This window comes from Ideonella sp. P3_A4, assembly GCF_056403075.1.
This window is the reverse complement of record NZ_JBFUGE010001171.1, coordinates 1-1,039: the sequence shown is the minus strand read 5'-3', so window position 1 is coordinate 1,039 and position 1,039 is coordinate 1. Positions and strand designations below refer to the sequence as shown.

Here is a 1,039-nt window from a genome sequence, read left to right as displayed (position 1 = left end):
GAGAAAGACTAGGATTCAGGACTCCGGCCGAAGCATTCGGCCGTCCGCGGGGTGTTGCACTTCAACGTTGAACTCAAGCCGCATTCGCAGTGAGAGATTGATTTCGAGAATGTGCATTGCGCCGACTACCTTTCAATGGGGCTTGAACCAGAGTCGCAGGGCGGCCCAGACGCCCTTTCGAACGGGTGGTGGTGGCGCATCTGCCTCGGCAACGATGCACCGGAAGAAGCTGCCCTGTTCTCCTTTGATCACGCACTCAATATCGGGATTTCGCGCGATCTGCTGCTGCGCAAAGTTCTCAGCGTCGGAGAGGCTCTCAAAGATGACGATCCAGTCATCGGTACTCCCGGTGAAGCGACGCTTTCCGTCGAGATTCAGGACGATGCCGGTCGCGAGCTCGGCAAGTGAGACAGAGTACTCTCCGGGCTCGAGTCGGGGCGGCTCAGAACCGCTGTAGTGCTTCATCGCGTGCTCGGGTAAATCAAGCGGCTTAACGTTCGACGTAAGGGGCAGCCGCAAGTGGGCGAAGCCCGCTTGCGGCTGTCCCCTTGACGGAGGGGTTAGGTCTCATGGCTGCGGACCAGCACGGCCATAGACACGCAGATTCAAGACTGCCGAGTCAGGCTTGAGGTACAGCCAGTTTGGCTCCGTGCGCGACACGAGCATTGCGTGTGGTGCGAAGAACTCGAGACGCAAGGGGCACCGACTGGTTGCGGTGTACCTAGTTTTGCAACGGGCAACCACACGCCGGCATCGCGAAGCCCTGTGGGCACGGAAAAAGTGCTTCGCTCCCACAACTCGGCCTCACCTGCGCTCACCCATCGCACAAGGTTCACGAACCCGGCTGGAACATCGATCTGAGGTGCCGAAAACAAGACTGCCTCTTCCGGCAAAGATGATGTCATGATGAGACCTAACGTTCGAGGTAAGGGGCGGCTTGCGGCTTTGCCGCAAGACGTCCCTTTGACCGAGGGGTTAGGCGAATGAGGCTGAGCAAGGAGATGACCGGAACGCGAGGCTGCCAACGGAGCGACAAGGG

At 59.3% G+C, this 1,039-nt stretch carries 1 protein-coding gene; it reads right to left on the bottom strand.

Annotated features, from left to right (window positions below):
* Positions 1 to 132 precede the first annotated feature (132 nt).
* Complete coding sequence (locus tag AC1DYI_RS36715; RefSeq protein WP_477209003.1) at positions 133 to 465, bottom strand: hypothetical protein; 333 nt, start codon at positions 463 to 465, stop codon at positions 133 to 135.
* Positions 466 to 1,039: the final 574 nt, after the last annotated feature.